At 33.9% G+C, this 7257-nt stretch carries 7 protein-coding genes and 1 riboswitch; of the genes, 2 read left to right on the forward strand and 5 right to left on the reverse strand.

What is annotated here, in order from left to right:
- Nucleotides 1–112: 112 nt before the first annotated feature.
- Complete coding sequence (pepT, locus tag EKG35_RS14970) at nucleotides 113–1342, reverse strand: peptidase T (protein ID WP_126295341.1); 1230 nt, start codon at nucleotides 1340–1342, stop codon at nucleotides 113–115.
- Between the two features lie 20 nt (nucleotides 1343–1362).
- Entirely contained in the window at nucleotides 1363–2022 is a 660-nt protein-coding gene (locus tag EKG35_RS14975) for a lysoplasmalogenase (RefSeq protein ID WP_246020411.1), read from the reverse strand.
- 276 nt (nucleotides 2023–2298) lie between these two features.
- Between EKG35_RS14975 and EKG35_RS14980 the strand changes: the two genes are divergently transcribed.
- Both EKG35_RS14980 and EKG35_RS21035 read left to right on the forward strand, forming a co-directional pair.
- Complete coding sequence (locus EKG35_RS14980) at nucleotides 2299–3981, forward strand: hypothetical protein (protein ID WP_126295343.1); 1683 nt, start codon at nucleotides 2299–2301, stop codon at nucleotides 3979–3981.
- Between the two features lie 112 nt (nucleotides 3982–4093).
- Nucleotides 4094–4471, forward strand: a complete 378-nt coding sequence (locus EKG35_RS21035; RefSeq protein ID WP_185807778.1) for a hypothetical protein — start codon at nucleotides 4094–4096, stop codon at nucleotides 4469–4471.
- Nucleotides 4472–4766: 295 nt separating this feature from the next.
- Here EKG35_RS21035 and EKG35_RS14990 read toward each other — a convergent pair whose 3' ends face one another.
- The 3 genes from EKG35_RS14990 to EKG35_RS15000 form a co-directional block, all read right to left on the reverse strand.
- Nucleotides 4767–5204, reverse strand: coding sequence for a hypothetical protein (locus EKG35_RS14990; RefSeq protein ID WP_126295344.1), 438 nt, complete (start codon nucleotides 5202–5204; stop codon nucleotides 4767–4769).
- Nucleotides 5205–5348: 144 nt separating this feature from the next.
- On the reverse strand, nucleotides 5349–6083 hold the full coding sequence (gene nfsA / locus EKG35_RS14995; protein WP_126295345.1) for an oxygen-insensitive NADPH nitroreductase: 735 nt from the start codon (nucleotides 6081–6083) through the stop codon (nucleotides 5349–5351).
- A gap of 128 nt (nucleotides 6084–6211) precedes the next feature.
- Nucleotides 6212–6841: a glycerol-3-phosphate acyltransferase gene (locus EKG35_RS15000; protein WP_126295346.1), complete on the reverse strand. Its 630-nt coding sequence runs from the start codon at nucleotides 6839–6841 to the stop codon at nucleotides 6212–6214.
- A 131-nt stretch (nucleotides 6842–6972) separates the two neighbouring features.
- A riboswitch (SAM riboswitch) is annotated at nucleotides 6973–7082 on the forward strand.
- Nucleotides 7083–7257: the final 175 nt, after the last annotated feature.

Consider the following 7257-nt stretch of genomic DNA (forward strand, 5'->3'; position numbering starts at 1 on the left):
TATAATTTAAAAATATATAATTTTCGCCATGAATACAAAAAATATATAATATTCAGACATCTATTTCAATAAAAAGTGCGAAGCAAGAAATACTTACTTCGCACAAATTAACTTATTTTGCTTGTGCTTCAAATAGCCGAACAATTTCAATAATAACCTTTGTTGCTTTTTCCATTGTTTCTGCTGAGACAAATTCAAATTTTCCGTGCATGTTTTCGCCACCCGCAAAAATATTTGGAGTTGGCAAGCCCATATACGATAACTGAGAACCGTCTGTACCACCACGAATTGGCTCTATAATTGGATCGATATCTAAATTTTCCATTGCGATATAAGCAATGTCAACAATTTCTTTTACAGGTTTAATTTTTTCACCCATATTATAATATTGATCTTCAATTTCTACTGTGATTGCATTTTCACCATATTTATCTTTAACCATTTTTTCAACTTCAAGAAAATGGGCTTTTTTCGCTTCAAACTTTTCACGGTCATGGTCGCGAATAATATAAGAAAGTTTTGCTTCTTCAATATTTCCGTTAAAGCTCATTAAATGAATGAACCCCTCATAGCCTTCAGTCTTTTCGGGAACGGCATCTGCTGGCATTCCATTTTGAAACTTAATCGCCATTGTAATGGCATTGATCATTTTGTTTTTTGCTGAACCAGGATGTACGCTCGTGCCACGAGTTGTTACTTTAACGCCAGCTGCATTGAAGCTTTCGAATTGGAGTTCACCAAGTGGGCCTCCATCCATTGTATAAGCAAAATCAGCTCCAAACGCTTTAACATCAAATTTATGTGGACCGCGTCCGATTTCTTCATCGGGTGTAAATGCTACGCGAATTTTACCATGTTTGATTTCAGGATGTGCGACTAAATATTCCATTGCTGTCATAATTTCAGCGATGCCAGCTTTGTCATCTGCACCTAAAAGCGTTGTACCGTCAGTAGTGATAAGTGTTTGCCCTACATAGTTTTTTAAATTTGGGAAGTAGGTTGGCGACATAACGACATCATCATTTAACTGAATATCACCACCATCGTAATTATCAATACGTTGAGGATTAACGTTTGCTCCTGAAAAATCAGGGGATGTATCAACATGAGCTAAAAAACCAATAGTAGGAATTTTTTTGTCTGTATTTGATGGCAAAGTGGCAAATAAATAGCCGTTTTCATTTAAAGAAATTTCTGTTAAACCTATTTCTGAAAGCTCATCTTTTAATACATTTAATAAATCAAATTGTTTTTCGGTAGAAGGCGTTGTTGAGCTTTCTGGATTTGACTGTGTGTCTATTTTTGCATATCTAATGAAACGATCTATTACTTTTTCTTTCATAGAAGGGCCCCCCTAAAGTTTTAAACTACATTCATTGTAGCACTTTTACTTCGGGATTCAGAATAGTTAGCAATACTTAAAGTCATAAAAAATTGCGCTGCATAATAAGTGAGCATAATAAATTGATGCGAATATTCGATAGGAGCAATAAATTTATTGATTGCCAATATGGAATCAGAAATGATAAATAAAATTGCCCCTATACTTGCATAATTACATCCAGTTCTAAATGATGTCCATCCCATCGTTAGTATAATAATTATATAGGCGCAAACCGCGACTGCAAGGAAGAACTGGTTAGCATCTAATAAAGTAGTTCCAATCCAAATCATCATACTTACTCCATAAATTAAAAGGAGCAGCCTTATCCATAAAGGAGGTTTTTTAACATTCGTTGTTAAAAATGCTCGAATGTAAAAAACGTGGCCAATAAGAAAGCATGAAAGCCCGATAATAAACCACTGCAATGTATAATCGCCAAAAGCACAAAAAATTAGGGCGATGATTATTAAAGTTTTATAGGCAGTAGCGTATTTAGCTGGGGTTATAAATGCGAGAATAATAATTAAAACCATAGGAATCAATTTAAACAGTAGTATTAAAGAATCTAAAATTGTTTCAATGAAGAATATATAGTAGAAACTAAAAACGACAAACATACATAACAAAATTTTCTGCACCAAAAAACTACCACTCCTTTTTATTAAGAAAAGCATAAATTTTTTTGAATAGTGTTAAACGTAAGCTAATGCCTTTAGAAGTATTGGTCTGTCCTTTCAACGAAGGGAGTAGCTTGAGCTAAAGCTAAAGTGAATAATGTTGGTTAGAAGCAAGATAGAGCGTTTTCGCGGGTTAACATCGATGCTCAAGTAAGAACCGCTTATGTTTTTCTTATGTATTTATGAAACTAAAGCCATTACTATTCCGTATAAAAGGTATAAGAAAGGGTGGTTCAGTTGAATCAGTTATTGCTAGCGGCCATAATTGCTGCAGTTGTCACGACAGTTATCATTGTTCCTTTTACATATAAGGCGCAAAAAGGGGAAAAAACTAATAAGTTATGGAAATCTTTAATTTTTAGTCTTATTGCGAGCTTTATTATTTCTTTCCTTTTTATATATATTACGAAAATAGATATGAATTGGACGGTTTTCGCTTATGTGCTGCCAATCATTGCTTTGCTTGGCGTTCTCTTGTCTAAAGGGATCGAACAAAAATTTAAAGGCATAATTTTTTTAGCAAGTTTAATTTTTTTAGGATATATGCTTTTAACTCCATTATGGAATGCAAATGAAAAATTTAATTCCGCAAAAATGGAGGAGCAGGAAGAAATTGAGCCTTTTGATGAAACTAAAACTCCTGCCAGTGTACCACCAAGATTTGCGGAAAATAAAATGAAAAAAGCATTTGGCCAAGTTCCTAATACAAGTTACTACGAACTTGGAAATTTACAAATTCAAAAAGTGAATGGGGAATATGTATATATAGCACCTGTTGAGTTTTCAGGATTTTTTAAATGGTTTAACGGAAAAACAACACCTGGTTATTTTACGATGAGTGCTACAGACTCCAGCGATAATCCGAAGTTTGTTAAAAGTGAGATGGAATATGTCCCTTCTGCATTTTTAAATAAGGATTTAGAACGTCACATGCGTTTGCAAAACCCAGCACTTATTTTTTATGGTGAGTCTCAATTAGAAGTAAATGACGAAGGAAAACCATATTATATTCGATCATACGGAGATTTTATTTCTGCTCGAAATGGATTTGATGTAAAAGGAATTGTTATGGTTGATGCAGCGACAGGGGAATCTGAGCTATTCACATTAGATGAAGTGCCTGAATTTATTGATGGTGCTGTTTCACCTGAATCAGTTAGTCTTCAAAATAGCTACTTTGGTAAATATATTCATGGCTATTGGAATAGTTTGTTTGGGAAAAAAGATGTGAAGTTGCCTTCTGATGAAGGAACAGAGGCAAATGTAAGCCCAATATTTAATGAAGATGGCGAAATGTATTACTTCACAGACTTTACGAGCCCTAAAGAAGGCGTTGATTCAATGCTTGGCTACTCATTAACTAATGCAAGAACGGGTGAATCGACTTACTATACTGGTAATTTGGAAGAATCGTATATGGATTCACGAGGTGCATTGGATATTATTGAGAAGAAATTCATTGAAAAAGAATGGGCAGGTGAGATGCCAATTCTTTATAACTTCTATGGTGAAGCAAGCTGGCTAGCACCTGTACTTGATTCAAATGGTTTCCTACAAAACTACTTTATCGTTTCAGCGGCGAATCCCGAAATTTCTGCTTACGGATCAACACCAAACGAAGCGTTAAAACTTTATAAGACGGCACTTAATCGAAGTGGAGATTCTGTTGATGGAACATCTAATGCAGAAGAGGCAACTATTTCCGGAGATGTGTTGCGTGTTTATAAAGAAAGAATCGGTGATTATACAATTGTTTCATTCTTGCTGAATACAGGCCAAAACTTTATTGTAAGCTCGCAAAATGCTCCGCTTGTTATTTATTTGCAAGAAGGCGACCGTGTGGCAGTGACTTATTACAATACGGATGAACAGTTCCTGCCTGTTAAGGAAATTGTTATACAGGGAATTCCGGCGAAGTAAATAACGGTTTAAATAACTAAAAAAGAATCTGACCCCGTAAACGTTAGACATAATTCTAACTTTGCGGGGTTTTTTAGATTTAACATGAAGATCTTTTTTTAATGTTTTTTTATTGATTGAAAATTTCACTAAACCAAGCATTAAAAATAACATGCTAATAGCCCAAAGAACTCCTGCGATGCCAAGTTTTAAAGATATTTCTTCAGATGCCATTGGGTGGTTTATATCTAATTTTATTGCGTTTAGGACTTGGATAACTGCTAAACTAAAAAATACTAGATACACTAATACCATTCCATATGCAGGTCTATATAATTTGCGATTTTTTGAAAACAATAATCTTAAAACTATAATGAATGCTACACCCATTATGGATGAAAAACCGGCTATTAACAGCCCCATCGTTTCTTGCTCCATTGGCATATCTTTTCACTCCTTAAAGTATCTTCGATTAAATTTAACACATTGTACCAAAATTCCTTTAATTTAGTTTTAATTATTCATTAAATCAAATTATTTAGCTATTATGCTTAATAAATCTCTTACAAATATCACTCTCATGGATTGCAAATAAAAAACAAGCTTAGAGAAAATCTCTAATGCTTGTGGTCGAATTTTAATTGATAGTATTTGCATATTAGCTAGAGAGATGATTCATTAAAGTATCATTCTGCGAGTAAATTGTTTTATAAGCATGAAGGAGGGACATAGGACAGAAAACTTTTGCTTTAATGTCTGGACATATTGATGAGGCCAAGGAGGACTGTACGTATCTTCTTTTATGATCATTTTTCGGATAACTCGTTTTCTTTTTCTGTAATAAATTGAAGCATCTTATGTTTTCGAATTTCAATATGTTCTTCTTTATATGGCTTTAATTTAAAAAATTGCTCCTTTTGTTCGAGAAGCATTCTTCGTTCTTTTATAAACAAACTCTCTGGTTCATTTTTAAATATATAATCCAAATGGAATATTTGAAGTAAAGCGACCTCTGGACTTTCCAAGTTATAAACAAACTTCATATTCCAAATAGTTGTATATGAGACATATTGATTTACATATTCAGAGGCGAATTTGTATTTATCTTTATTTATATTTCCCTCTATATTTTTATGTATTTTTGCAAGTTCTACGTTTACTTCAGCAACTGTACGATAATAATGCCTAACATGTTTTATATGCTGTCGCTCTAATGACATCGCAACTTGTCTATCTCCATTCATAGAAACATCCTTTCAGACCTACAAACTTTCTTATTATTTTAACAAAAAAATAAAGAGAAGATTAGCTTACTATTTTACCGTATTTATGGAAAAGAGAACTTACTTTTTAATTAATCGCTAGTAAGTTCTCTCTTTAGTCACATTTTATTTCCAATTAAATCCTTTTGATGCTAAAAATTCTTTTATTTGTGGACGACGCTGTTCAATTAGGAAGTCCGCCATTTGTTTCGTCCAGTTGGCGATTTTGTTATTAGAACTGCGGCTTGCATAGTAGTTTTCCATAATTGAGTCATATTCATCAAGTAAAGAATCATATTTTTCTACATCATATTCATTTTCATGAAGAACGGCTTCAACTGGAAGGCGAGGTTTTGTTTCATTGCGTTTTGTTGGAGTACCGATTGTCATTGCAAATAGCGGGAAAACGTACTCTGGAAGATTAAATAGTTCGCTAATCTCTGCTGGGTTGTTGCGGGCGCCACCAATATAACAGATGCCATATCCTTCAGCTTCAGCTGCAATAACAAAGTTTTGGGCGAATATTCCAACATCAGCTACACCGACTAATACATTTTCAGCAGAATCTGCAACAATCTCTACTCCATGTTTTTGACCCGCTTTTTGTAAACGTTTGAAGTCTACACAAAATAAAAATGAAGCGCCTGCAGTTTTAAATTGGAACTCATTTTTGGATAATTCACCAAGTTTTTGTTTCTTTTCTTCATCTGTAATCCAGATAACACTGTATGCTTGTACAAAATGTGAGCTTGCTGCCATTTGAGCTGTTTCTATCAATTCAATAACCTTTTCTTTTGGAATCGGCTCGCCTGTATATTTTCGTACGGATGAATGACTACGTAATATTTCTTTTACTGACATTTCGTTATCTCCCCTTTGAATATGGTACTTTCCTAATAAAAATAGCCTTATGAGCTAAACCCCATAAGGCTATATTAGTATATTTTGTTTAGCTTTACAAAAATTAAAACCTTGCTTAAGCGCAGCAGTTACTTTTTCTTAAAAGCTGATGTTAGCTTTGGTTCAGTGCCTAGACGCATTCGATTTATATTTTCAAAATGCAGGAAAAATGCAACTAAAAATAATGTTAAAGAAATGAAAAACGGCCAAATTGTCGGTTCTATTAAAAGGGCAGTAATACAAAAAATAATATATAGGATAAAAACTCCGATAATTAAATAATTTGTTATAAGAGTAGTGATAACAAGAGCCAATATTGCCAACAACCCAAATTTCCAATTTAGTGCTATAAATATTCCAATTAATGAAGCTGTTCCTTTTCCTCCACGAAATTTCATATGGATAGGGAAATTGTGACCTAGTATAACAGCTGCTCCGATTACAAATAGCAGAATTGAAATTTCGCTTTCTGAGAAGCTAGTATAATTTACTAAGACAAGTCGAAGTAATAAGATGGCAACAACACCTTTTGCGATGTCAATTAAAGCTACAAGCACACCATACTTCCAGCCGAGAGACAAGGTTGCATTTGAAGCACCCGCATTCCCATGGCCAACTTCTTTTAAGTTTACTCCTGACAATAATCTCGCAGCATTTGATCCATGAATACATCCGATAAAATAACCGATTATAAGGATGACAATTAATGCAAATAGCAATCTATAAACCTCCTTTCTATTCTAGTATACTCGTTTAATATTTAAGAAGTTTCAAAAAAATTTAAAATCATAGTTGACATAGTAATTTGCTTGGATTATAGTTAACTCAACGATGGAACATGAATCAAATACCTTTATCCAGAGAGGCGGAGGGACTAGGCCCTAAGATGCCCAGCAACCGGTGTTATTAACGCAAAGGTGCTAATTCCTACAGATTCTAATTAGATCTGAAAGATAAGGGGAGGAAAAATTGCTCAGTCAGCGAGCCCTCTTCTTAAAAGAAGAGGGCTTTTTGTTTTTCGGCTCTATAATATTTGTTGGGGTTTGAAAAAATTTCATAAATAAAAAAGCACGTAATCACCGATTTCTATATACTTGAATTGTCGAGAAACAAGCAATGAAAGGTGATACGTGCA

Origin of the sequence: Lysinibacillus telephonicus, from assembly GCF_003966145.1 — a bacterium.
Taxonomy (GTDB): Bacteria; Bacillota; Bacilli; order Bacillales_A; family Planococcaceae; genus Ureibacillus; species Ureibacillus telephonicus.

Excerpts from the sequence above, each read along its gene's own strand:
- pepT (WP_126295341.1), bottom strand. The coding sequence starts at position 1,342 with ATGAAAGAAAAAGTAATAGATCGTTTCATTAGATATGCAAAAATAGAC.
- EKG35_RS14990 (WP_126295344.1), bottom strand. The coding sequence starts at position 5,204 with ATGAATGGAGATAGACAAGTTGCGATGTCATTAGAGCGACAGCATATA.
- nfsA (WP_126295345.1), bottom strand. The coding sequence starts at position 6,083 with ATGTCAGTAAAAGAAATATTACGTAGTCATTCATCCGTACGAAAATAT.